Here is a 25,862-nt window from a genome sequence, read left to right as displayed (position 1 = left end):
AAGTTTAGTTTAGTCAAGCAATGATTTATTTTTTTGTTCTTCTTCAAGTAATTTAATTTTTCTTTGTTTTTCTTGGCTTTTAGCAACTGCCTTGTTTATTAATATTATCGGAATTGCAAGAAATACCAAACCTACAGCGGGTAAAACCCTAATATATCAATCTTCTGGTCTTTGACCACTAGATACCAAAAATGAATTAATGGCTAAAGAAATTGGAATTAGAAAGGTTAATGCTTCAGTGTTAAATACCTTAAATTTAAAAACTAACAATAAAACAATAATAATTTGTATTGCAGCAATTGCCAATGCTATTGGAAACTCAACACCTCATCTTGATAAATTTTTTGTTGATTTTATAATTCAACCATCTATGCCTAAAATTAAAAACATTATAAAAGAAGGAATGACAATTAAAAATAAACCCGTTAGAGCTATTTTTCATGAACGTGACAATTCTCTTTTTGGCTTTCCTGATTCTACAACATAATTCTTTAAATTAACTTTCTTATTTTTTCACTTGTCATTATTTGACATAATACGCTCCATTCTTATATAAATTATTATTTAATTTAATTAAAATTTTACCAAATATAGCATTTTTTAAAAAACAAAAAATAGGCAAATGAAAACAACGCCTTATCATCTGGCGTTGTTTAAGAAATAACTACACATTTTTTTAATAAAAAATATAAACTTTTAAACAGCTTTATTTTTGTATAGATGCTTTTGAAGAAAAATATTATTAAATATAAATTTACCCCTTTGGTTTTGCAAACACACAAATACGAAATAACATTTTTAAGAAAGGATTTACAAAAACCTAAAATATATTCAATAAGACAACAAAAACAAATTAAAGCAACTACACAAAAATTTTTTTGTATAAGATTTCTTTGAATTAAAATACGCACATTTTTTATGTTTTAAGTATATAAATAAAAAATATGAAGGAGGTTGAAAAACATATAAAACTTTTAATTATTGAACTTATACTTTTATATAAAGATTAACAAATAAATCTTAGTTAATTTGACATAAACGAACTATATATTTAAATAAACAATGATCTTTATGCTCCAATTGGAGCTCTTTTATTATATCACTTTTAATTTATTAAAATTTTCATTTTCTTTTTATTTTAAGATATTTTTAAAACAAACTTACTTGATTGGTATCATCTAAGCAATCTAAAACGCCTATTTTTTTTAATTCCGAAATAATTCTTGAATTGACTTTTGTTCTCGAAGCAAGGTCTTCAATTGAAAGGAAAAAGCCTTCTTTTCTTGCAGATACTATTGTTTGAGCAACAGTAATTCCTAAACCATCCACAACATTAAATGGAGGAATTAGCGCCTTATCTTTTTCATCTATTATTCATTTATCAGCCAAAGAAAGTTTTAAATCAACATTTTTAATTTTAAATCCCCTTGCATATAATTCTTGAGTAATTTCTAAAACAGGAATTAGCGCTTCTTCCTTTACAGATAATTTTTCGCCAGTTGAATTTTGGCGATTTTTTAATTCAATAAGTTTTTGGTGAACGCTTGCTGCGCCACTACTCATTATTTGAATATCAATAGCATCTGGCCTGTTTGTATAAAATGATGCATAAAAAGGTAATGGATAATACAACTTATATCAAGCAATTCTTCAAGCCATAATTACATACGCAGTAGCATGGGCCTTAGGGAACATGTATTTAATTTTTTGCAACGACTCTATATATCATTCAGGAACGTTATGACTTTTTAAGAGTTCTTCTCACTCAGGTGTCAAGCCTTTTCCTTTTCTAACTTTTTCCATAATTTGAAAAGCTGTTAAGGGTTCAATATTTCATTCAATCAACCCACGCATTATATCATCACGACAGCATACACATTCTATTAATTTTTTGCCTCTTGCCACTAGTTCTTCGGCATTGTCTGTTCAAACATCCGTACCATGACTCAACCCCGAAAGAAGAATTAAATCATTAAATGATCTCGGTTGAGCTTTTTTTAACATTTTTCTTACAAAGTTTGTTCCAAATTCAGGCAACCCATATGCCCCGGTTGTTTCGCCCCCAATGTCTGAAGGACTAATTTTCAATGATTCAGTTGTATAAAAAAGTTTCATAACTTCTGCATCAAATTTTGGTATTTCCTTTGCGTTTGTATTTGTCAATGTTTCAAGCATTCTAATAACGGTAGGATCATCATGGCCCAACAAATCTAATTTTAAGACATTATCATGAATAGAGGTGAAGTCGAAGTGTGTTGTTTTTCAAGAACTTTCTGTGTCGTTAGCAGGATAGTTAACAGGCGTAAAATCCTCAACATCGAATTCTTTAGGAATAATAATAATTCCCCCAGGATGTTGTCCAGTTGTTCTCTTTACTCCTTGTGTTTTAGATGCTAAAAAGTCCAAGAACAAATGACTTCAAGGTTGATAATTTCCTCTCTTTTCTTCTTCATATTTTTTGCAAAATCCATATGCTGTTTTTTCTGCTACGGTTGCTATTGTACCGGCTCTATATGTATGCGCTTCTCCAAACAATTCTTTAACATAATTGTGAATTGTTGGTTGATATTCACCACTAAAATTCAAATCAATATCAGGAACTTTATCTGCTTCAAATCCTAGGAATGTTTCAAAGGGGATATTATGCCCATCTTTCGACAATATTGAGTTGCAGTTTGGACAATGCTTGTCAGGCAAATCTCAACCTGAATAAATTTCTTTATTACTGTTTCATTCAAAATATTTACAATTTTTGCATAAATAATGTGGCGGTAAGGGATTTACTTCTGAAATACCCGCTAGATTGGCAACAATTGAGCTACCAACGCTTCCTCTACTGCCTACTAGATAACCATCTTCATTACTTTTTTTAACTAATTTATGACTTATTCAATAAATAACAGAATAGCCATACTTTATAATTGGGTTTAATTCCTTTTCAATTCTTTTAACTATAATGGGATCAGGATTATCCCCGTATCTTTCTTTTAAAGTCCTATAAACAACTTCTCTTAATTTTTGAGGTGAGTTATCAAAAGTCGGAACATACAATTTATCTTTAATAACTTGAATATTAGATGAAATTTCATTAGCAATTTTGTTTGGATTTTCAATTACTATTTCATTAATTAAATAACTATCATTCAAAAAAGCAAATTCTTTTAACATCTCTCTTGTTGTTAAATATCTAAATTCCGGATGAGATGGCCTCTTCTTAAGCCAATGAAGCCCACCCCCCAAAGTTGGGGCCTCAATGTAAATTTCATGAATTAATCTTTGATAATTATAAATATATCTACAATCAGAAACGGCAACGCACATTTTGTTTAAACTTTTTGCTTTTGAAATTAAATCTTTATACAAAAATTTTAATTCATCTAACGTAACGTGATTACTATCAATCATATATTGAAATGATGATATAGGAGGTAATTCAATATAGTCATAATATTTTAGTGAATTTAGCAAATTTTCATTTGTTCCAGTGAATACTTGGTCTCAAACATATGATTGATTTGTTGCTGATCCAAAAAACAAATCTTCATCATTGCCCAATTGATCAAAGTAAATTTGTGGATTTTTTTTAAATTGAGAAGTTAAAGAACGCGAAATAATTTTGAATAATTTTTTAAGGCCAGCTTGATTTTTTACTAATATTCTTGTTTCGTATGTAAATTTATGAGAAAGTATTTTTTGGCTATCGACATTGTTTAAATCCTGTGAGTTTAAGATATTGTAATCTTTTGCAAGTTTGTCAATCATTTTTATTCAAATCTTAGCCAAAACATTAGCGTCGTAATCACCACGGTGGGCAACAGTTGTATCATAAATAATATTGAATCTTTTAGCAACATAACCCAAAGAATGACGAAATTCATCGGGATTTAAAAAATAAGATAAGGCCAATGTATCAAGGCCAAAAATTTTAGAATTATCAAGGCCAAGTTTGCTAAATTTTTCTTTGCAGAAATTTATATCGAAGTTTGCATTGTGAGCAACCGCTATTTTATCCTTTAATATTTCATAAATTTTTTTAATGCCTTCTTCTTGTGCATAACCGTTCTTTAACATTTCATTATTAATGTGGCTGCTTTCAACAGTAAAGGCTGATAGTTCGCGTTTTGTTTGCAAAAAGAATTGAATTTTTTGAGTAATAGTATTATTTTTTACAATAGTGGCACCAAATTCAATTATGTCATCCAATCTTGGACTCAATCCTGTTGTTTCAAGGTCAAACACAACATATTCTTCTTCTTTTAAGTTGAAATTTTTAAAATTGTAGAAGAATTTTTTATCTGAATCAATGGTACTTAATGTTGCGCCGTATATTGGCTTAACATCCTTTTGTTTCTTAGCATAGTTGTAAAATTCAGGGAATCCTTGTACATCATCGAGGTCGGTCAATGCTATAGCCTTATGACCATAAAATTTGGCGGCGTCAATATAGTCAGAAGGTGTTGAAATTCCATCTTGAGCACTCATATTAGATCTTGCGGCTAATTCAACTCTTTTATTGTCTTCATTATCTTCAATAAGCTTTTGTAATGGTTCTGTCTTTATGAAGCATTCCTTGCCCATTGCTATTAAAACTTTTGATTTTGTAAAATTATCATCACTTAATTTTCCAGTAACAATAATCGTGTCCCCTACCTTTATATCAGGTATTTCGTTTTCGGAATCATAAAATTTTTTAACAAGAATAGCTTCTTTATAATCTGAAATCTTTAGCGTATATAGAATTTTTTTGTTTTTTAGCACTTTGCTTTCAATAAAAAAAACTTCTCCTTTTGTGGTTATTTTTATTTCTTCAAACGTTTCGTTTGCCGTAGTTAAATCCATCTCAATTGGTCTTGCTGATTCTTTTTTAGAATAAAAATTAGATTTTGAAAAGCTTTCTTTTAAGTTATTTTCATTATCTTTTAAATTGTTAAATTGTTCAATTCAACCATCTAATTTTTTACTTGCAACGCTTTTTTTATTGTTCAATCCCAAATTAAAAACTACATTATAAAAATCAAATCCTATTGAAGCAAGCGCTTCTTTAAAAAGATCTTTATTACTTTTAAAAACTTCATAAATTTCATTTGTTAGTAAGGAAAGTGTTAATGTTTTTTCATCTATTTCAATTGCCGAAGTAGTTATACATGAATAATTATATTTTACAAAAGGCCAATATTTCTTGGGGTTACATTCTATTAGATAATTTAAATAATCAACAATAATTTGTTTATTTCTTATAATTGTCTCAATAGCCAAGATTAATTCAACCTTGCCAAATCTTTTAACTAATTTTTCTCTAAATTGTTTGTATTGTTCAATGTCAATATGGTTTGCAAAGGCAATCTTAAATTTCCATTCATTTAAGTTTGATTCAACACTCAAAACTTTTGCACCATAAAATTGTTGTTCATCAAATTCAAATTTTATTTCTTTGCATAATTGCACAAAAGTCTTATCAAGCATAAATTATCCCCTCATTTACATTAAATAGTTTTATTATTAATTATATTAATATTAATAAAAAAATCGTTAAAAAGTAATAACGATTTTTTTATTTTATTTTACTTAAATCATTAATATAAAAGTTAAAAATACCGTATTAAACGATAGCGAATCAAATCTGTCCATAATTCCTCCATGACCCGCTATTAATTCAGAAAAATCTTTAATATTTTGAGCTCTTTTTATTCCTGAAAATACTAAATCGCCAATAATAGAAATTGCAGGAAGAACAAAAACGGCCGTAATAATTTGCTTTTGATTTATTAATATTTTTATTGAATCAGAGTTTCCGAAATTAATTCCCATAAATATAAAGACAAACAAGGCCCCTATAAAATATCCGGCAATGGCTCCTTCTCAACTTTTTTTAGGACTTATGTGAGGTGCAAAGCCAAACTTAATTATTTTTCTTCCTATAAGTCTACCAATTAAATAAGCAAAACTATCACACACAATAGGAATTAAAAATAATATGAATAGTCAATACAAACTCATCACGTTGTACATAAAAATTAGTTTAAAACTTGATGGAATAAATATAACGGCGAATATTGTAATGAAATAGTTCTTAAACCAATTCTTAGCATTTTTTTGACTCTTTACATCAACAATAAGTAAGAATGTTGTTATTAAGAAAACTAATATTAAGCCCAACCCCGGAGCACCAGACCAGGCATTTGATTTAAAAAATATTGTGTTTTTTATTATTGAAATCAATGTATCTCTATCAAGGCCATAGACTCAATGCCCATTGCTATACATTTCTCAAAATGTTCCTCAATCTTTTAAAAATCAATTAATTGGTATTATTCAAATTAATGTTGAAAGTAAGGATATAACTAAATTAACAGATCTTTTGTTTTGGTTGTGTGAAATAACTTCATACAAAGCCCACGCGCTAAAAAACATATAAATTGCCACTCCTAAACTTTTAACAAAATAAGTTAAAATAAGCAGTGGAATCAATATACTAAATAATATAATTGCAGATCTTGCTCTAATTTTTAGATTTTTCATTATTTAATAATTATAAATAAATAAAAGATTAATTAAAAATAAAAATGCCGAAGCATTTTATATTGTTAAAAGTTCTTTTTCTTTTGTTTTTGACATTTCATTGATTTTTTCTATTGATTTATCAACTTCTTTTTGAATATTATCTAGATAATGTTTTTGAATGTCTTCTGAAAGGTCGCTATCTGCTTTTATTTTTTTATTGATATCTTGTCTTGCTTGTCTTACGCCTATTCTTGCTTGTTCGGTTATTGAAGCAAGTTGCTTTGTCATTTCTACTCTTTTTTCAGTGGTCATTTGAGGATATTGCAATCTCAATTGGTGTCCTTCATTTATTATTGAAACGTTTATCTTGTTATCCATGATTGCTTTTTCAATATTTTTTAGCACACTCATATCATATGGCTTAACAATTAATTGTAATGGTCCTGAAGTGGTTATAGATGCTATTTCTTCTACCGAAATTGGTGAACCATAATATTCTAATTTAATTTTACTGATTAAGACAGGATTTGCCCTACCTATAACAACTTTCATTAATTGATTTTCATAGTTAACAATTGATTTGCTAATTTCTTCATCTAGTTCTAAAAGATAACTGTCTAATTCCATTATTTTTCCCTTTCTCTAGTTATTATTGTGTTAGGTATTTTATTTTCTATTGCCCTTATTAAAGAATCTTCTTCATTAATATCAAATATTAAAATATCAATATTATTTTCCTTTGCCATTGATGCTGCGGTTTGATCAATAACTTTCAATTCCTTTTCTAGTAATTCATCATATGTAATGATTGGAAATTTTTTGGCGTCTTTATTGAATTTTGGATCGCTATCATACACCCCATCAACGTTGTTTTTTCCCATCAATATTGCATCCGCATCAATTTCACTAGCGAATAATGTTGAGGCTGTATCGGTTGTAAAAAATGGACGTCCAGTTCCTCCTGCAAAAATTACAACTTCTCCATCTCTTAGGTATTTTTTAGCTTTTTCGTTTATATAAACTTCACAAACCTTTGGGTCCATTGTTAGGCTTGATAATACTCTACAATGCAAATTCAATCTCTCAAATCCTGATTGCAAAGCTAGCGCGTTCATTGTTGTAGCTAACATACCAATGTAATCTGCTCTAACCCTTTGCATACCATTTTTTTCGGCACTTGTTCCTCTTCAAAAATTACCGCCACCGACAACAATCGCAACTTCAATATTTCTACTAATTATTGTTTTTAATTGGTTTGCAAATTTTTCAACTAATTCATAATCAATTGCAAGGTGTTTACCTTTATTTGCTAAGCCCTCACCCGAAAGTTTAATCAATACTCTTTTATAAGACATTCTTCCCTCTTTATTGGTTAATAATTTATATATATTTTATATATTAAATTTAATTATTTTCATAAATTATTTGTTTAATAACAAAAAATAGAAAATTTTTTAACTTTGTTTTAACTTTTCATCAATTTGTTTTAAGTGTAATTTTGCTTTTTTAACTGCGTCGTAAGCCCCTGGTCTAGACATTGCTAATTCTTGAGCTAATTCCCCATATGACAAATCTTCATATAAAAGTAATTGTAGAGCTTGTTTTTGAGATTGTGGTAATAAATCACCATATTTTTCAAACAACTTTACATAGTAATCTCGTTCTTCAATTGTTTCCATTATTCGTTAATACCTTTTGTCAAACCATAGATATAAGAATCTAAATCAAATTCCGCTAAATCATCAACTTTTTCACCTAAACCAATGTATTTTACAAACAAACCAATCTCATCTTTGATTGTTAAAACAATTCCACCTTTTGAGGTTCCATCCATTTTTGTTAGAATGATTCCAGTCAATGGTGTAGATTCCTTGAATACCCTAGCCTGAATTACACCATTTTGTCCGGTTGTTGCATCTAAAACTAATAAACTTTCATGAGGTGCATCGGGAATTTTAGAGGCTAAAACCCTATTGATTTTGGCAAGTTCGTTCATTAAATTTACTTTATTTTGCAACCTTCCCGCAGTATCTACAATCAATATATCGTATTTTTTTGATTTTGCTATATCGATTGCCCTATAAACAACCGCCGCCGGATCCACTTCGTTTTCGTTTGGTGTTACAATATCAGCCCCAACTCTTTTTGCTCAAATCTCTAATTGTTCAACTGCCGCTGCTCTAAATGTATCACCTGCAGCAATCAATACTTTTTTACCCTCGTCAATTAATTTTTTAGCAATTTTTGATATTGACGTAGTTTTTCCTGAACCATTGACACCCACAACTAATATTACATTCAACCTATTATCTTTAATATTAAGTGTTGTATCGACAACAGAATTTGATGTATAAATTGTAAACAGTTTATCAGCAATTATCTCGTTTATTAATTTTGGATCAGTTATATTTTCGTTTCTAACTTCTTTTTTACATTCGTTAATAATTATTTGCACTAGCTTAATTGAAATATCAGACATAATCAGCATTTCTTCTAAATCTTCAAAAAATTCTTCGTCAATTTTATTATGCTTGTTTTGCAATTCTTTTATATGCTCATTAAATGAAGAGTTTGATTTTGAAAGACCTGCAATATAAGTATTTAACTTATTTTTTTTAATTAATTCTTTTTCTAATTGTCTTTGTTCTTTTGCTTCAATTTTTGCTTGTTTTTTGGCTATTCTTTCTTCTTTGGTACCAAATAATTTATCTTTTAAGTTTGATCAAAATCCCATGTAAATCTCCTTGCAAATTTTAGCGTTATTTATATAAATTTTACATTATAATAAAGTTGTTTAAATGGATTTTAATTTATATGTTAGAATTAACGAGTTATGAGAAAGAAAGAAAACAGTAAACAAAGAAATACAAATCGTTTAAGTATTTTTATTGAAAAATCAAGTGAATTATTTAAAGTTAAACACTTTAAGTATATTTTCAAATTGACTTTACCAATCTTTTTTCAGACACTTTTTGTTGCTTTAGTATCGGTAGTTTCTTCTCTTGCTTCTTCGCATTATATAAAAGTCTATCACGCCGATGGTTCATACAATGGTTTTTATTTTTATATGATTGCAAAAATATTAACTGTTTACAAAATGATAACCTTTATTCCTATTATTTACCAAAGCGGAACATTAGTCTTATGCTCAAATCTTTTTGGACAAAGCAAAATAAGAGACATACCAAAAGCTTTGTGGTCTGCCGTTTATGTATCATTAATAATAAATACTTGTGTCTATTTTATTATGTTTGGACTTGCACCAATAGTTTTACAAGCTTCTGGAACAAAAAACATTCCTCTTTTTGGTTGAAAAAACAAGGAAGGTGTAGATCTTTTTAAATCAAACATTGAATTATTGAAAAATCACAACATCACTATAAATGATTTAGCTAGAATGAATCAATTTAATAAGGTGCTATACGGTGGAACTATAAATGGAATTACCCTAGTTAATACAAATCCTTTTAAGGTTTCAGTAACTTCCGAAACAACAATGGCTATAAAATTCTTAAGAATAACCACTTGCGACATATTCATATATTCAATAGCCGTTATTTTTACGGCCAGTTTACAATCTGTTGAAAAAAATAAATTTTCAATATTTGGATTAATTACCAGTATATTTGTACGTGCAAGTTGAACTTATTTAATTATGTTTTTACCTTGAAAGATTTCAAATGAAGATCTTTTTATAATGGTTGCACTTGAACCAATTTTGGGGGCAATATTTCATTTAACAATTGATTATTCAATTTCCTATCACTTTATAACAAAAAACAATAAAATTTCAATTAAAGAAACATGGAATACAAAATATGTTAAAAACATTCTTAAGTTAGGTCTTCCTATTGCTTTTGAAACAGGAATTTGATTCATAGGCCAATATCTTCTTGCGAGAGCAATTCCGATGGGATTCGAAGGAAAGAATGAACAATTCATTGGTTTGTGAAGAGCTGTAAATAGTTCCTATGACATATTTAATGCAGTAATGATTGCTTTGGGTTATGTATCAAGCGCAATTGTTGCAAACGAAATTGGAAAACAAAATTTTGAAGCTGCTCATGAACTCGGAAATAGTGCATTAAAGTTTGGCTTTTATGCACAGTCATTATTTTCAATATTAGGAGTTTCATTAACCTGGCCTTTGCTAAGACTTTATTCAATAGATATTCAAATAATTAATTCTGTTGGGTATGGTGTTATGGGAATTATGATGCTAAGAGCTGTTCTAGATATAGGAAACCTTACAACCCTAAGGGCTTTATGAGGTGCCAACGATGTTTGAATGCCAAATTTAGTTTCTTTAATAACTATGCTAGGTGTTCAATTGAGCGCTGTATATCTTGTTGTGTATATTCAATTAGGACATCATTATTTCAGTCCTGCCACCTTCATGTTTTTAATGACGGGAGCAACATTATTAGATGCATTCACAAGAACATTGCTATTCAATATTCGTTGAAGCACAAGAAAATGGTATAAATATGCTAAAAAGTTATAAATAAAAATTAGGTAATTTAATTAAACCTAATTTTTATTTTTTTAAAAGCGACAACATTTCAATATGATAAGTTTGAGGAAACATATCATAAGGTATTAGCCTTTCGATTCTATACCCTTTTTCTTCAAAATATTTTAAATCCCTAATCATTGTATGAGGATTGCAACTCATATAAATTACACTATTGCATTTTTCTAGCATGTTAATTTCTTTATTTGTTAAACCTGTTCTTGGTGGGTCAAATATAACTATCGATTTTTCAAAATATTCTGCTTCTTTTTTATTAAAAAAGTCTTGTGCTGAACTATTTATTATATCCACAAGTTTTGGATTAATCAAATTTTGGTTTATGTTAATTTTTGCACACTCACATGCTGATTTATTTATTTCAATTAATTCAAGCTGAGAGTCATTGCCACAAACAGATATTCCAATGCTACCAACGCCTGAATAAACATCAATTATTTTTGTTGAATTTTCTTGATCTATGAACTTTTTAATTTGATTATATATTAAACTAGTTTGTTCTTCATTTACTTGAAAAAAAGAATCATTGTTCACATTGAATATTTTATTGTTTATATTAAATTGTTGTGGCATTGATTTATACAAAGAAGTGAATATATCTTTAGATTCTTTAATATATTGGCATTGTATTGAAATTACATTGGGTTTCAATAAGAAAATCAAATTATTTTTCAATAAATCAAAACCTTTTTTATTTGGATTTTCAATAATAAAAATAACTTCAATATTATGGCTTCAATTACTATGCCTCAATGTAATTTTTCTAAGTTTAAGTTCTTTTATTCAATTATCTTTTGATAAAATTTGTTGTTTTAGGGCACTAATAAGTTCTTTGTAATATTTATCAAGTTCATCATGACAAAGAGGAAGCGAATTTTGAATAACTAGTTTGTTGCTGTTTTTTTTATAGAAACCAATATAAATATTATTGTTTTTATAATTCACATGTAAGGTTATTTTATTTCTATAATTTAATATTTTTGGACTAGGTTGAATTTGTTCGATGTTTTGAAATCCAATATTTCTTTTTATTAAATTATTAACAATTTCTTGTTTGAATTTTAATTGATCTTCGTAACTTAAAACCATCAATGGCGCTGCACCGCTTTCAAACAATTCTTTCTCAACAACTTCAACTCTTTTACTTGATTTATTTATCAAATTAACTGTACGTCCATAAGCAATTTTTGAATTTGATTTATAAATGGCTACTTCTGCTTCTTCTCCAGGTAAGAGATTTTCAACAAAAAGTGTTTGTTTATCACTTCTTACAACCCCATAGCCTTCATAACTTAGTTCTGTTGCTTTCACAACTATTTTGTCGTTTATTTTATACATATTATTTTCCTAAACAAAATTTGCTAAATATATTATCTAGTAGGGCTTCATTATCGTGCTTTTTATTTAGTATTTCGCTCAATGACCCTCAAGCTTCGTTTATATCTAAAATAACCACCTCAGGGCCTAAACCTTGACTTAGTGATTCTAGTGCAGTATTGATAGAAATCTTCGCTTGCTTCAATAACGAAAGTTTTCTATTATTAAAAATTATTTGAGGGTCATCTAAATCAATATTCAAGTAATTTTTTACTAACGCATTTTTTAATTCTCATAGACTATTTTCTTTGCTTGAGATTAAAACCATGTTCTTAGGATATTGATCTTTGTTTAAAAGATCTTGCTTGTTCATTACCGGTATATATACCTTACCTTTTGAGAGTTCTTTAATTATTTGATCTTCTTCATTTTCTTTAATAAATGGTTCGTGCATATGAATTACAATTTTGGCTTCTTTTATTGCGTTTTTAGATCTTTCAATACCTATTGATTCAACAAGATCTTTTGTTTGTCTTATACCCGCTGTATCAATCAAATTAAATAAAAAACCATTAATCTGAAATTCGCCTTCTACCACGTCTCTTGTTGTTCCGGGTATATTTGTTACTATTGCTTTTTGTGAACCAATTAAAGAATTTAAAAGTGATGATTTACCAGTGTTGGGTCTTCCTACTATCGCAACATTTATTCCTTTATAAATATCGCAAGCATTTTCTGATTTATTAATTATAGAATCTAATTTTCTATTAAATTTTGATAATTGACTTGTTAAGGTGTTAGCATCCATTTCTTTTATATCGTTATAATCAGAATAATCAATATTAATTTCGATTAATGAAATTATAGTAAGTAGTTCGTTAATTAAATTTTCAATAATTAAATTGTCCTTAGAATTAAATTGAGAAATAGCAATTTCTGCTTGTTTATTTGTTTTTGCATGAATTAAGCTATTTATCGCTTCGGCTTTATCTAACGAAATTTTTCCGTTTAAAAATGCTCGCCTTGTAAATTCTCCTCTGTTTGCCAACCTTGCACCATTAGCAATTAATAGATTAAGTATTTTGTTTGTTACAACAATTCCACCATGAGCATTTATTTCAACGGTATTTTCTCCAGTATAATTTTTATTACCAATAAACCAATTAACTAATACCTCATCAACGATTTTTCCTGTTATATTATCAATGATATTTCCGTAAGTAATTGTCTTATCTTTTCCGACTTTACCACTAAAAACTTTTTTAACAATCTCAATTGAATCTTCACCAGATAATCTGATAATAGATATTGCTTGATTTACATTGCCTGAAGAAATAGCAACTATTGTATCTTGAATATTATTTTTCATATTTTAATTATATATTAAATAATATATAAAAATGTTTTTGTTTAATGTTAGGTGTTATTGGTTTGCTTTGTTAAATTAATAAATATAATAAGCTATGTTTATAATGTTAACAATTTAAAAAACAACTAAAATTAAAAAGAAATTTCGAAAAAATTTATTAACATTTTAATCACACAATTAAAAAAACAAAAGTAATTTTTTGCAATGATATAATTTAAATATGTTTAATAAAAAGAAAACAAGCAAGAAAAAACAAATAAAAAAAGAAAAAGAACAAAGCGATATTGTGATGTTCGAAGATTTTGATTCAAACAAAAATTGTGAAGGCGATCAAAAAAACATTGAGATCCAAGAAACTGTGGAATTAAATTATTGAGAAGATAGCTCTATTGAAGATTTTTGCGATATTAGCCTTGATGAATTAAAGAAAAAATAAATGAAAATAGGAATAATAGCTGAATTTAACCCATTTCACAATGGGCATATTTATTTAATTAATAAAATTAAAGAAATCTTCAAAGATCCTGAAATAATTGTTGCATTATCTTGCGATTATGTTCAACGGGGCGAAATAGCATGTTTACCTTTTGAAGTTAGAAAAAACATTGCGCTTGAATATGGAGCAACAAAAGTTGTTGAATTAGATTTTTTTGCATCTACACAAGCAGCCCATATTTTTGCTAAAAAATCAATAGATTTGTTAATAAAAGAAGGTATTGATTATTTAGTTTTTGGGGTTTCTGACACTGATGATATAAAAAAATATTTAAACGCAGCAAACGTAATAAAGAAAAATTTTGATCAATATAACAAAGATGTAAGAATGAATTTAAAAACAGGAAAATCATATGTTTTGAGTTGTTTCTTGTCGCTAGAAAAATTAATAGGTGTTGAAAATATACCACAAGATATTTTAGGGTTTGAATATACCAAATATATAGTTTTTAATAATTTATCAGTAAAACCGTTTTGCATAAAAAGAACAGCTCCACACAATTCGTTAATAGCAAATAATAATTATGCTTCGGCAACAATGATACGAAAAATGTTAGAAGAAGGCGAAGATGTTTCAATGTTCACACCGATAAACATTCCTAAAAATTTTTCAAAAATTGAAGATAAATATAATGAGTTTAAACAAAAGGTACAAAATTATTCCAAAGAAGAACTAGCAAATATTGCATTAGTATCCGAGGGAATGGAAAATCTTTTTAAAAAGAATATTGAAATAGCAAAAAATTATAATGAATTTGTTGATTTATGTACTTCAAAAAGATATACAAATAGCAGAATTAAACGAGTGATGTTGTATGTTCTTTTAGGAATAAAGAAAGAAGATTTGTGTTAATTAAAAAAGCAACCGTGCGGTTGCTTTTTTTGTGTTTAGAATTATCAAATTTTTACTCTTTTTTCAGGTGGTAAATACATTTGGTCGCCTTTTTTGACGTTGAAAGTTGTATAAAAATCATCAGAGTTTTGTATTTGAACATTTGTTCTTAATTTGGCAGGAGCGTGACAATCAATAGTTAATAATAATGATTGTAATTCTGGACGGTATTTTGTTCTTCAAATTGTTGCAAAATTTATATAAAAATCTTTAGGGTTATAATCTTTTTCTAATTTTGCTGCTGCTAAAGCACACGATAATCCACCAGCATCTGCTATGTTTTCTGAAACGGTTAATGTTCCATTACATTTACCAACAGATGTTTCTCTACCTTCAAATAAATTAATCATTTCTTTTGTCTTGATTTCAAAAGCTTTTTTATCTTCTTCTGTTCATCAATTAATCATATTTCCTTTTTCATCGAAATTTGCTCCATTATTGTCAAATCCGTGTGATATTTCATGGGCAATAACAGCACCAATTCCACCAAAATTTGATGAAGAGGATTGATCTGCACTAAAGAAAGGTTTTTGTAAGATTGCAGCAGGGAATACTATTACATTTTTTGAAGGGTTATAATAGGCGTTAACCATAGCAGGTGACATATGTCAAAGGTTCTTGTCTTCTGTTTTTCCGTATTCAGATAAAATGTGTTCAGCTAAAATTTTGTTAAACTTTAAAACGTTTTCAAATAAATCATTGTATCCATCAAATTTTTCAACTATTAAATATTTATAGTGATCTTGAATTATTTCAGGAAAACCAACATAAACACCGATTGAGTTAAGCTTTGTTATTGCTTTTTCTTTTGTTTGTTTACTTAACCAAGAGTTTTTTGCTAGCTGTTCTTTATAAACGCCTATCATGCTTTTTATCATGTGTTCAACCGTTTGCTTGTTTTTTAATCCAAAATAGGTTTTACCATAGTAAGTTCCAAAAGGAATATCAAAAAAATGTTTTGCTTGTTTAATTTGATATTTTTCTTTTGATTCAATTTTTTTGTTTCCGTTTATTGCTAAATTAAATTCAGAAGCAATTTGAATTGTTGAATAATCGAAATAAGGTGCATAAGTTAATATTGCATCAATAATTAAACTTGCTTTATAATATTCAAAATTTTCTTCATTAGTTAAAGATTTTGCAATGTTTATAGAATTTGGATCAATAGCATTTATTTCTTCGGGGAAACATTTAATTAATTGCCTTAATATATTTTCTATGTTTATTGTTTTAACGTTTTGGGTTAATTCTTTTGTTGAAATAGTGTTGCAAATTTTAACCATATCAAAATAGAATTCTGAATCTCTTAAAAATGAAGAAGTTAATTCATCTCATTTTAAAGCATTTTCAATGATTAAATTGTTTTTAGATTCGTTTTTGTCGATCTTATTTAAAAGTTTTAAAACCATATTTTTTCAAACATTAATAAATTTTTCTTTTTTAACAGGATCAGTATAAAAACTTTTGTCTGGTAGAATTGTAGAGTTTACATCTAAATAAAGAGTTTGAACATCGCTGTTTTTAAAATCTGTTGAAACTGAAAAAATTAAAGGGGTGTTTAAACTAGATAATTTCAATTCCAAAAAATTGTTTTCAACATCCTTTCAAGAATTTAAGGAATTAATTTTTGAAAGTAATTTATTAATTGGCTTTAATTGCGCTTGATAACGTAATTTTCAATTTTTGGTTAAGTTATAAAATTTTACTAATTGATTGATAATAGGGTCGTTTGGAATTGTTGAAGCATCTTCACTTCATGTATTTAATATTTTTTTAGTTAATGTGGTAATATTTTTATCTAATTGTGCAAAGCAACCTATAGAGCTTTTAGAATCAGGGATTTTGTGGCTATCTACCCACTTTTTATTTATTGCATCAAAGAAATCTATTGGAATAAGTTTTTTGTTCATGTTTTGTCCTTTTTTGTTTTGAATTTTTTAATAATTTTATATTAAAACGCTAATTGGTCGTATATAAAATAATCGATGTGTGTTTATAAAATAATTTCCTGTATGTTTTGTAGTCTAATTTTTCAAAAATAACTTTAATACCTAGATTTTTTACATTATCTAATAAGGTATTTAGATATAAAACAATGTTAGGTTCGGTTAATCTAGAGGTTAGTTCTTCATCTATTCAAATGAATTTAATTCAAGGGGATACCAGAGAAATTATTGTTGAATCAATATCCTTAATTTCGAGACAAAAATTGAGTTTCGTTCCTTGTAGTTTAACAATTTTTTGGGATATGTCTTTTATTCTTTCTGCTGATAATAATTTTATTGATTGAATAAATGTTGGAAATTCAACCCCGATTTTTTTAATAACGTTTATATCTAATGTTTCAAATATTGAATCACTAATTTTTAATATTGCATTTTTAGGATGTAGTTCACCGATTTTTTCATAAAAGACATTATAAAACAATCTAGTTATGTCTAAAAATTCTAGGTAATAGTCATAATCTTTGTTTAATTTTAATGAATTAAAAATCTTAGGAAGTCCAAACCTTCTAAGTTCGGTTTTATCGCCAATTGCATTTTTTAGCGAAATATTTTTTAGTGAAATAGAGAAATTGTTTCTTAGATTATAAATAATGTTTTCGTATGTTAAACAAAATTTTTGAAAGTTTTGCTCGGTTCAAATATTGCTTGGGATTTTTTGAAAGTTATATGCATTTTTTTCAAATGTTTCTAATTTTAAATAATCAAAGAATGTAAATACGTTATCCAATGTTTTTTTATTCATTATATACGAATCAAATCAACAAAGTTTAAAATAAAGTTTGTTGTATAGTTTTGCAATATCAATGAATTTTTGTGCAAGAAATTTTGCTTTCTCAATACCTAATTTATCATGATTAAACAAAATGCAAAGAACATTTCATTCATATACAACTTCTAAGCCATTAATATTGTGTTGTTTTCCTAAATCTTTAAACAGATCTAAAAAAGCATTTATATCAGTAATGTGTTTCTTGTTTAAAAAGAAAAACAAGCCTTCATAATTTTCAATGGTTGGAATATAAGACAAATCATGAATTTCTTTATTGAAAACATTATCCATTTTAATGTCAATGTCTCTTCATGCAAATGTTCCCATAATTTCATCATTTACAACATTGTTAAACTCAATATCTACTTTTGAAAAATAGTTAGATCATGATTCTTCTGCTATCCTTGTTTTTAGTTTAAAGAAGTTTTTTTTCTTTATATTATCTAGTAATAGGCGCTTATCACCTGAATCAAAAATATTTAAGAAGTTATTTAGTTTTGCCCATTGACCATCTATACTTAAAATCTTTCATAAATATTTAGGTATTTTGTTAATTGAATTTATATCGCCTTCGATTTTTATTCTGTTTTTTGTACTGTCTATTTTAAATACAAAAAATCCTGTTTGAGCATTTATCTTCTTTTGTCTAATAATAACGTAATATATCGTTAATACGGTTGATACGGCCAAGAATAAAATTATTAGAAAGATTCATATTGCTATGTATTTATACATTTTAACTATTTAGGCTTTCATCATCTTCGTATTTTTTAATTGAATGGTGGGTTTTTGATAATTTGCGAATCTTTTTATCATTTTCAAATTTAACTTCAATAACGTTGTCAACCATATCTATAATCAACCCTTTTCCATATGTGTTGTGAATAATATAATCACCGACTATTAAATCGTTATTTCTTGTTTCTTGCTCTGCTGCAATTGAGAAGTTATTGGCAATCTTAATTGTTCTAATTTCGTTTATTCCTGCTTCAGACAAGAATCTACTTTTTCTATTTATACCATTTCTGCCAACTGAGAAAGAAAGCATTAATCTTTTTTTAGCACGAGTCATTGCTACATAAGCCAAACGTCTTTCTTCCTCTAATCCTTCTATGTTTTCTTTGAAATTTTTTGAATTTAAAAAAGTAAAATCGTCTTGTGGAGAAATCGATATGGCCCTCTTTAGTGGAAAAATGTTTTCTGCTAAGCAAGCAACAAATACATAATCAAATTCAAGCCCTTTTGAGTTGTGAACAGTCATTAGTGAAACGAAACTTGCGGCATCATCTTCAACATCTCTATCTGTTATTAGAGTTATTTCTTGCAAATATTCATCAATAGAACCTTGTGGGTTTTTCTTTTCTCATTCAGCAATGGCTTCAATTAAACTATTGAAGTTGTCGATTTTATTTTCATATTCTTCTTCTGAGTTTTTTATTTCATCAAAGTATTTTATTTTATTAACGATTAATTCTTTTATGGTTAAGTGAATTGCATTTGTTTGAATTGCTCTTCTAGCTCATCTGATTTCATTGATAAAGTTTGCTAAGTTTTTTAGCGTATCGCCAGAAATATGCAATTCTTTTTGAATTTGGTTAAAGTGAGTTTCTAGATATTCAAAAAGTCCCAAGTTGTATTTTTTAGAAGCAGAAAGAAGTTTTTCAATTGTAACATTCCCTATTTTACGAGAAGGCTTATTAATTATTCTTAATAACGAAATTTCGCTTCCATCATGAATAACTCTTAAATATGCTAGGGCATCTTTTACTTCTTCTCTTTGGTAAAATTTAATAGAGCCAAATAATTTATATATTGTATTTTCTTTGATTAAGGCTTCTTCAATTGCTCTTGAACAACTATTGGTTCTATATAAAATAGCAATATTTTTTAATTGAACTCGATTTCTTTTTAATTCTGAAATTTTTGTTGCTATTCATCTAGCTTCGGCCTCGTCATTAAAACCACAATAAAACTCAATATTTTCGCCTTCTTCGTTTTCAGTGAATAATTTCTTTTCTAATCTAAGTTTATTATGCGAAATTAAGTTGTTTGCTGCTCTTAAAATAGTTTTGGTTGATCTGTAATTTTCTTCAAGTTTTACTGTAACTGAATTTGGGTAATCCTTATCAAAATTCATAATAATGTTTATGTCAGCATTTCTTCAAGAATAAATTGTTTGATCTGGATCACCAACAATGGTTAAATGTTCATTTGCAAGTTTTTGCATTATTCTATATTGCAAAATGCTAGTATCTTGAAATTCGTCTATTAAAATATAATCAAATCTCTTTTTTCATCTTTCGGCTACAAAACTGAATTTTGGTTCATAAAATAATTTGTATACAAACACCAACAAATCATCAAAATCAAGGGAGTGAGATCTTTCAAGGTGTAATTGGTAGCGTTCGTAAATTTTTTCTTTTATTGCCTTGATTTTTTCATCTTGTGTTTCTTGTGAATCTGAGTCTTCATTAAAATGTTCGTTATTATCGTTAATTGAGTTGTTTAAATATTCGATTGAATTCTTTTTGTTTTGAATAAATGAAATTATTGAAGAGAATGTAAATTCTGTTGGTGAAATATCAAGTTCTGAATAAACAATTTTTAATATTTCTTTTTGGTCTAATTCATCAAGAATTTGGAAATCGTTTTCATATCCAAAGTTATATATTTCTTTTCTCAATATTTTTGCACACATTGCATGGAATGTTGAAATATAAGGAGAAAGATTGCTAGGGTTATCTTCTGCAAGTAGATTAAATACCCTTTGTTTCATTTCATTTGCAGCCTTATTTGAAAAAGTTAGTGCCAAAATACGATTAGGTAGAACACCTAATTTTTGGATTAAATAAGCAATCTTATATGTTAAAACTCTAGTTTTTCCTGAACCAGCGCCAGCAATAATTCTTAAAGGTCCTTCGTTATATATAACGGCACTTTTTTGCTGTTCGTTTAAATCTTTTAAATCAATCATTTTATTCCCCTTTTATGCGCAAATTTTATTATAAAATTATATCACAAAAGTGCAATATAAAAAAGCAACACCCCCTCTATGGTGTGCATATTTCAATTAAAATTAACCAAAATTTAAATATTTGTTTTTTACTATTTGTAATCAATTTTTGGTAATTCTCTAACAATGGGTTTTATAATCAAATTATCGATATTGTTTTCTTCAATATCTTCATATTTTTTAGCTCAAACTGTATAGGACCCGGAAAATTTATCATTTAAACCAATTCTATCTCCCTTAGCATTGCTTAAAATAAATAAGAATTCTAAAAATGTGGCTAATGCCGAAAGCACACTAGGAATTGAAAGAAAAGCCTTTTGAAGTTGATCTAGAGGTTTTGTTTGAGAAATATTTGCTGCTTGTTCAAAAGTTTGGGGAGATATAAAAATCATAAATAAAGCAAAAATTATCATTCATATAAAACTAAATAACCTTTGCCTATCAAAAATAACCTTGCTAAATTTCGATTTATTGTTTTGCTGTTTGATTATTTTTAGTCTGCAAATAAACAAACCCAAAGTATAACCTTTGGTAAAAATTGGAATGATTATTCAAATTATATTTTGAACTAAAATTATCATTATTATTCAAAGATAATAAGATCAATAATTATAAAATTTTGCTTCCTTGTAGTTAAATATCGCAAACGAAGAACCAATTAAAAAACCAATGAATACCAAGAAATCTATCAAAGTAGCAGCAAGTCTTATTCAAAAATTAGCTTTAATATTTATTTTTATCATATTATTTTTTTAAAAATAAGTGATCATTTTTTACTATTTGGTATTAATTCAAAAAGTTGTTGAATACGGTTTTTTTCTAAAAAATCATTGATAATTTTGCTATTTTTTCATTCTTCAATGTTTTCACTTATCAATGATTCTAAATGTTTTTTAAGGTTTTTCAAGGTTAGATAGTTTTTTGTGTTTGATTTAAATTGACATTGGCCTAAAAAACCTGCAAAACAATATGCTATATTTAAAAATTTTGCAAGATAATAATAACTTTCTGAAAAAGGAGTTGTAAATTTATGCGCCGAATACTCAGACTCTATGTCTTTTCAAGATTCCAATAAAGATTTAACGCTTCACAATAGAACATCATAATTTCAATCAATTACTTGAATATCTTTTGTTAAAAGAATTTTGTTTGCATTAATTAAAGTCTTAAAAAGTATATTGGGTGAATATTGCTCGCTAAGGTGTTTATTATTGTGTTGATTTGTTGCATCAATAAGTAAAGAAGTTTTTGCAATAAAATTGTACATAAAAGGAATTATTTTAGCAACATTTTCTTCTTCAATATGAATATTTATTTCTTTATTTTGTTTAGGATATTTGTTGAAATTCATTCAAGATATACCCTTTGTATATGCGTCAAAACTTATAATATCAACATCTTTAAATTCTAATAAAAGTTTCTTTATTTTTGAAATAAAATCATACTCAATTTCAATATATGAATACATAATAAATGTGTATTTTGTTTTTGTAATGTTCAAGCAACTACTAATTATTGAATCAATGTGTTGGTGATTTGTATTGATTATTATTTGAAGTCTATTTGAGAAAAAAGTTTTGGCTTTTTCTAATTCGTAAAGTTCTGATTCAGAAGGCTTATCTATAGCGATTACTAAATTAAAATTTTGTTGTTTTTGTTTATATAAATTTTTTAATATCTCATTAATTGTTAGAGTTGGATGATATATAGGAATTAATATTGTTAAATTATTTTCTTGCATAGAAACCTACATTTTAATTGAGCCGGCAACACGAGGAAAAGGAATAACATCTCTTATGTTACTTGTGCCAGTAACATACATTACAAGTCTTTCAAAGCCTAAACCAAAACCACTACTTGGGGCGTAACCAAATCTTCTTAAGTCCAAGTATCATTGTAATGTTTCTTGAGTGATTTTTAGTTCATTGATTCTATCAACAAGTTTTTGATATCTATTTTCACGTTGACTTCCCCCTACTAATTCGCCAATTCCTGGTACTAGTAAGTCAAAGGCAGCGACTGTTTTGCCATCATCATTTTGATACATATAAAAAGCCTTTATGTCTTTTGGATAATTAATAACTGCAACAGGGCCTTTTACGATGTTTTCGGCAAGGAATTTTTCGTGTTCTGAAGCTAAGTCCATTCCAAAAAAGATATCTTTTTCTTCGAATTTATCTACATAGTTCTTAAGATTTTCAACAACGTCTTTATATTCAATTATTGTTAATTTCTTATTGATAAAGTTGTTTAATGATTCAATTAATTTATTGTTTTGTAATGAATCCAAATATTTCATTTCTTCGGGACAGTTTTTTAATGTATTTGCAATAACATTCTTTAACATATCGTCTGTAATTTCAATGATACCTTTTAAATCACAAAAGGCTACTTCTGGTTCCATCATTCAAAATTCTGCTAGATGACGCGAAGTGTGAGAATTTTCAGCTCTAAATGTTGGTCCGAATGTATAAACTTTTTTAAATCCTTCAGCATATGATTCGGCGTGCAATTGTCCGGTTACCCCTAGAAATGCTTTTTGTTTGAAAAAATAATCTTTGCTTTCATCGTCAACAAGCAGAGTTTCTCCCGCTCCTTCACCATCGTTTGATGTGATTATTGGAGATGAAAGATTCAAAAAGCCTTTAGATTGGAAATATTTATGAATTTCAAACATAAGAGAGTTTCTAATTAACATAATTGCTCTAAATAAACTTGTTCTATGTCTTAATTGAGGAATTTCTCTTAAAAAATCAAGAGATGTTTCTTTCTTTTGGATTGGAAAATCTTCTTGTGGATTGTTTATGTATAAAAATTTTGAGACACTTAGTTCAAATGGTTGCATTGCTTCTGGCGTTAAATGTAATTTACCTATTACACTAACTGCCGAGCCCACGGCAATTTCAGAAATTTCTTTCTTTGATGCTAGATCCCCCTTAATAACTAATTGCATGTTGGCAATTGTACTACCATCATTAATTGTAATAAAACGAATTTTATCGTTTCCACGGTTTGAAATAATTCAGCCTTCAATTGTAAGTTCAACATTTTCTTGCAACTGGCTTATTTGCTTATATAATTGCTTTATGTTCATGATGTTTTCTTCCTTTCAATTTTTAATTTATACTAAAAATTATATATTATTTAAATTTTGTAAATCTTATTAAACATTTATGAATAGATATTTTAATTTTAGGACTTTGTTTTTTCATAATAATAAGTAATTATTTTTGTTCTTAAATTATTGTCAATAATTGGATATGAAAAAACTTGGTAATTGTTATTTGATTCGGGTTGATCGAATATTGATATTGCTACCTTATTTGAACCAAAATATCATTTTTTAATAAAATCATAAATTACTTTTTCAGTTGGAGTATATGATACATAATCAAAATTAGATATGCTTCCTATTTCACTATTTGCAAAAGCATCAGACATGAGATCATCAAATAGAAAAGCTTCATTATGGTCTTGGTAATTGTTCCTTCAAATTAAAAACCACTCATAATTTTCTTGAATAGTAGGATTTTTTAAAAATTCTCTAAACTTTTTGCTATTTCATTCTTCGAAGCTAGTTGATTTTTCATTTATATTGAAAAATTCTTTATTTTTTAGAAATTCTTGAATTAACTTATTTTTTAAAGTTTTGTCAATATTATGTATGGTTTCAAAAAAAGAAGCTTCAGCAGATTGTTTTAATTGTTTTGTCATGTTGTTTTTAAATTGATTAAAAAATATTTTTTCAATATTTTGAATATTATTTTTGTGTTTATCAATATTTATAACATGATCTCTTATGGCTTTTAAAAAGGTTGTTGTTTCTTTTTTTGAAAGGCTTTTTGAAATTATTCAATTATCCATTAGCATATATGTGTTTTTTGGTCTAATAAACCTTATTAAACCACTTTCAACCGATTGAAAATTATCTTCAGAATAGAATGCATCCAATGCATCACCATTGTACATTATTGATGCATCCGATCTAGAAGTTTTTGGTTCAATTAGATGATTTAATAATTCAAGACCATCGCCACTAAAGTAATGCTTTTTATTGTTTTTTATATCATTTCCGGTAGAATTTTTAACAAAATTTATAAATGAATCAATAGCTAATTTATAGTTTGATTCATTAAAATCAAAAATTTTGTTGTCACCGATTTTTTTAGTAAAAATTTTTTCTCAATTTTCTCCAGAGTTAAACGCTCCTATCATCATGTTATCTAAATAAGCATGAGTTCAACCAAAATGTGTGTAATGATTTTTACTTAGAATTTGCAAGATTTCATTTCAAGAAAAAATCTTGTCGTTTTTATCTAGCTTTTCTATAGCGTTGTTTATATTTAAATTTGGTCTAGTCTTTGGATTTATATTGTAAGCTATACCTTTATCTTGGGTAAAATAAGGAATGATATAATCATAAAAATGATCCCAAACTTCCTTGCTGTTATTGTTTAATTTGTCTCTAAATGCTATAGGTTTGCCTTCTTTATTTTTCTTTATTTCGAAGTTTTTATATTTATTAGATTTATCAGATTCTAAAATATTTAAAATCAGAGCATCAAATCTTAAAATATGCTCTCTAACATTTGGGGTATATAGAAATTGTCTTTCTTTTCAATCTTTGTATTTTTCACCATAAACTAGACTAAAATCTATTTTTTGAATCTTCCTATCTAAAATAAGTTGAGCAGCTTGAAAGTCGCTTCCAATTCCAGCAATAGCCTTATCTTGTAATAATGCTTGCGTAAACTCACTAACTTCTTTAAATTCTTTGAAATTGTATTTTGATTTTAATTTGTTAATAATGGTTGGAGCTAAATAAGATTCATAGTTATAGATGCTAGGTCTATATTGATTAGTTGATTTTATAACCAAAAAAGCAAGGAATAAAGCAATAAAAACCAAGGGTAAAAATATTAAACTAATAGCTTTTAAAATTCGTGATCTCAATTTATAAAATTACCTC

Annotated in this window: 19 protein-coding genes; 3 read left to right on the top strand and 16 right to left on the bottom strand. The window is 27.3% G+C overall.

The window, feature by feature from the left end; all coding sequences use genetic code 4:
- Positions 1-9: 9 nt before the first annotated feature.
- The 7 genes from MHO_RS05800 to ftsY form a co-directional block, all read right to left on the bottom strand.
- On the bottom strand, positions 10-534 hold the full coding sequence (locus MHO_RS05800) for a hypothetical protein (protein WP_026365124.1): 525 nt from the start codon (positions 532-534) through the stop codon (positions 10-12).
- Positions 535-1,149: 615 nt separating this feature from the next.
- Positions 1,150-5,463 carry a PolC-type DNA polymerase III gene (locus MHO_RS02585; protein WP_012855737.1) on the bottom strand — a complete coding sequence of 1,438 codons (4,314 nt, stop codon included), beginning with the start codon at positions 5,461-5,463 and terminating at the stop codon, positions 1,150-1,152.
- Between the two features lie 102 nt (positions 5,464-5,565).
- Entirely contained in the window at positions 5,566-6,519 is a 954-nt protein-coding gene (locus MHO_RS05795; RefSeq protein ID WP_012855736.1) for a phosphatidate cytidylyltransferase, read from the bottom strand.
- Positions 6,520-6,576: 57 nt separating this feature from the next.
- Entirely contained in the window at positions 6,577-7,128 is a 552-nt protein-coding gene (locus tag MHO_RS02575; protein WP_012855735.1) for a ribosome-recycling factor, read from the bottom strand.
- Positions 7,128-7,856: a UMP kinase gene (gene pyrH, locus MHO_RS02570; protein ID WP_012855734.1), complete on the bottom strand. Its 729-nt coding sequence runs from the start codon at positions 7,854-7,856 to the stop codon at positions 7,128-7,130. The genes MHO_RS02575 and pyrH overlap by 1 nt, the downstream gene beginning before the upstream one ends.
- 99 nt (positions 7,857-7,955) lie before the next feature.
- Positions 7,956-8,180, bottom strand: a complete 225-nt coding sequence (locus MHO_RS02565; RefSeq protein WP_020002601.1) for a hypothetical protein — start codon at positions 8,178-8,180, stop codon at positions 7,956-7,958.
- On the bottom strand, positions 8,180-9,235 hold the full coding sequence (ftsY, locus tag MHO_RS02560) for a signal recognition particle-docking protein FtsY (RefSeq protein ID WP_012855733.1): 1,056 nt from the start codon (positions 9,233-9,235) through the stop codon (positions 8,180-8,182). The genes MHO_RS02565 and ftsY overlap by 1 nt, the downstream gene beginning before the upstream one ends.
- A 99-nt stretch (positions 9,236-9,334) precedes the next feature.
- Between ftsY and MHO_RS02555 the strand changes: the two genes are divergently transcribed.
- A complete protein-coding gene (locus tag MHO_RS02555) occupies positions 9,335-11,005 on the top strand; it encodes an MATE family efflux transporter (RefSeq protein ID WP_012855732.1) in 1,671 nt (556 codons plus the stop codon).
- A gap of 33 nt (positions 11,006-11,038) precedes the next feature.
- Here the strand turns inward: MHO_RS02555 and rlmD are convergent, their stop codons facing one another.
- On the bottom strand, positions 11,039-12,370 hold the full coding sequence (gene rlmD / locus MHO_RS05790) for a 23S rRNA (uracil(1939)-C(5))-methyltransferase RlmD (RefSeq protein WP_012855731.1): 1,332 nt from the start codon (positions 12,368-12,370) through the stop codon (positions 11,039-11,041).
- Position 12,371: 1 nt separating this feature from the next.
- Positions 12,372-13,718 carry a tRNA uridine-5-carboxymethylaminomethyl(34) synthesis GTPase MnmE gene (mnmE, locus tag MHO_RS02545; RefSeq protein WP_012855730.1) on the bottom strand — a complete coding sequence of 449 codons (1,347 nt, stop codon included), beginning with the start codon at positions 13,716-13,718 and terminating at the stop codon, positions 12,372-12,374.
- 220 nt (positions 13,719-13,938) lie between these two features.
- Between mnmE and MHO_RS02540 the strand changes: the two genes are divergently transcribed.
- A complete protein-coding gene (locus tag MHO_RS02540; protein ID WP_041359647.1) occupies positions 13,939-14,154 on the top strand; it encodes a hypothetical protein in 216 nt (71 codons plus the stop codon).
- Positions 14,155-15,066 carry a nucleotidyltransferase gene (locus tag MHO_RS02535; protein WP_012855729.1) on the top strand — a complete coding sequence of 304 codons (912 nt, stop codon included), beginning with the start codon at positions 14,155-14,157 and terminating at the stop codon, positions 15,064-15,066. It begins immediately after the preceding gene.
- 41 nt (positions 15,067-15,107) lie between these two features.
- Here MHO_RS02535 and MHO_RS02530 read toward each other — a convergent pair whose 3' ends face one another.
- The 7 genes from MHO_RS02530 to MHO_RS05765 all read right to left on the bottom strand — a co-directional run bounded on the left by MHO_RS02530 (position 15,108) and on the right by MHO_RS05765 (position 25,846).
- Positions 15,108-17,015 carry a M13 family metallopeptidase gene (locus tag MHO_RS02530; RefSeq protein WP_012855728.1) on the bottom strand — a complete coding sequence of 636 codons (1,908 nt, stop codon included), beginning with the start codon at positions 17,013-17,015 and terminating at the stop codon, positions 15,108-15,110.
- Positions 17,016-17,064: 49 nt separating this feature from the next.
- The gene (locus MHO_RS05785) at positions 17,065-18,615 is read right to left on the bottom strand and encodes an MHO_4530 family protein (protein WP_012855727.1); all 1,551 of its coding nucleotides are present in this window, start codon (positions 18,613-18,615) and stop codon (positions 17,065-17,067) included.
- A gap of 1 nt (position 18,616) precedes the next feature.
- A complete protein-coding gene (locus tag MHO_RS05780) occupies positions 18,617-20,854 on the bottom strand; it encodes an ATP-dependent helicase (RefSeq protein ID WP_012855726.1) in 2,238 nt (745 codons plus the stop codon).
- A gap of 131 nt (positions 20,855-20,985) precedes the next feature.
- Positions 20,986-21,636, bottom strand: coding sequence for an RDD family protein (locus MHO_RS05775; protein ID WP_012855725.1), 651 nt, complete (start codon positions 21,634-21,636; stop codon positions 20,986-20,988).
- Positions 21,630-22,634: a glycosyltransferase family A protein gene (locus MHO_RS05770; RefSeq protein WP_012855724.1), complete on the bottom strand. Its 1,005-nt coding sequence runs from the start codon at positions 22,632-22,634 to the stop codon at positions 21,630-21,632. The genes MHO_RS05775 and MHO_RS05770 overlap by 7 nt, the downstream gene beginning before the upstream one ends.
- 6 nt (positions 22,635-22,640) lie before the next feature.
- Positions 22,641-23,987, bottom strand: coding sequence for an asparagine--tRNA ligase (gene asnS / locus MHO_RS02505; RefSeq protein WP_012855723.1), 1,347 nt, complete (start codon positions 23,985-23,987; stop codon positions 22,641-22,643).
- A gap of 98 nt (positions 23,988-24,085) precedes the next feature.
- Positions 24,086-25,846, bottom strand: coding sequence for a hypothetical protein (locus MHO_RS05765; RefSeq protein ID WP_012855722.1), 1,761 nt, complete (start codon positions 25,844-25,846; stop codon positions 24,086-24,088).
- Between the last annotated feature and the right edge of the window lie 16 nt (positions 25,847-25,862).

This window comes from Metamycoplasma hominis ATCC 23114, from assembly GCF_000085865.1.
Taxonomy (GTDB): Bacteria; Bacillota_I; Bacilli_A; order Mycoplasmatales; family Metamycoplasmataceae; genus Metamycoplasma; species Metamycoplasma hominis.
Note: the sequence above shows the minus strand (reverse complement) of the source record. Positions and strands in the feature narration are given on the sequence as shown.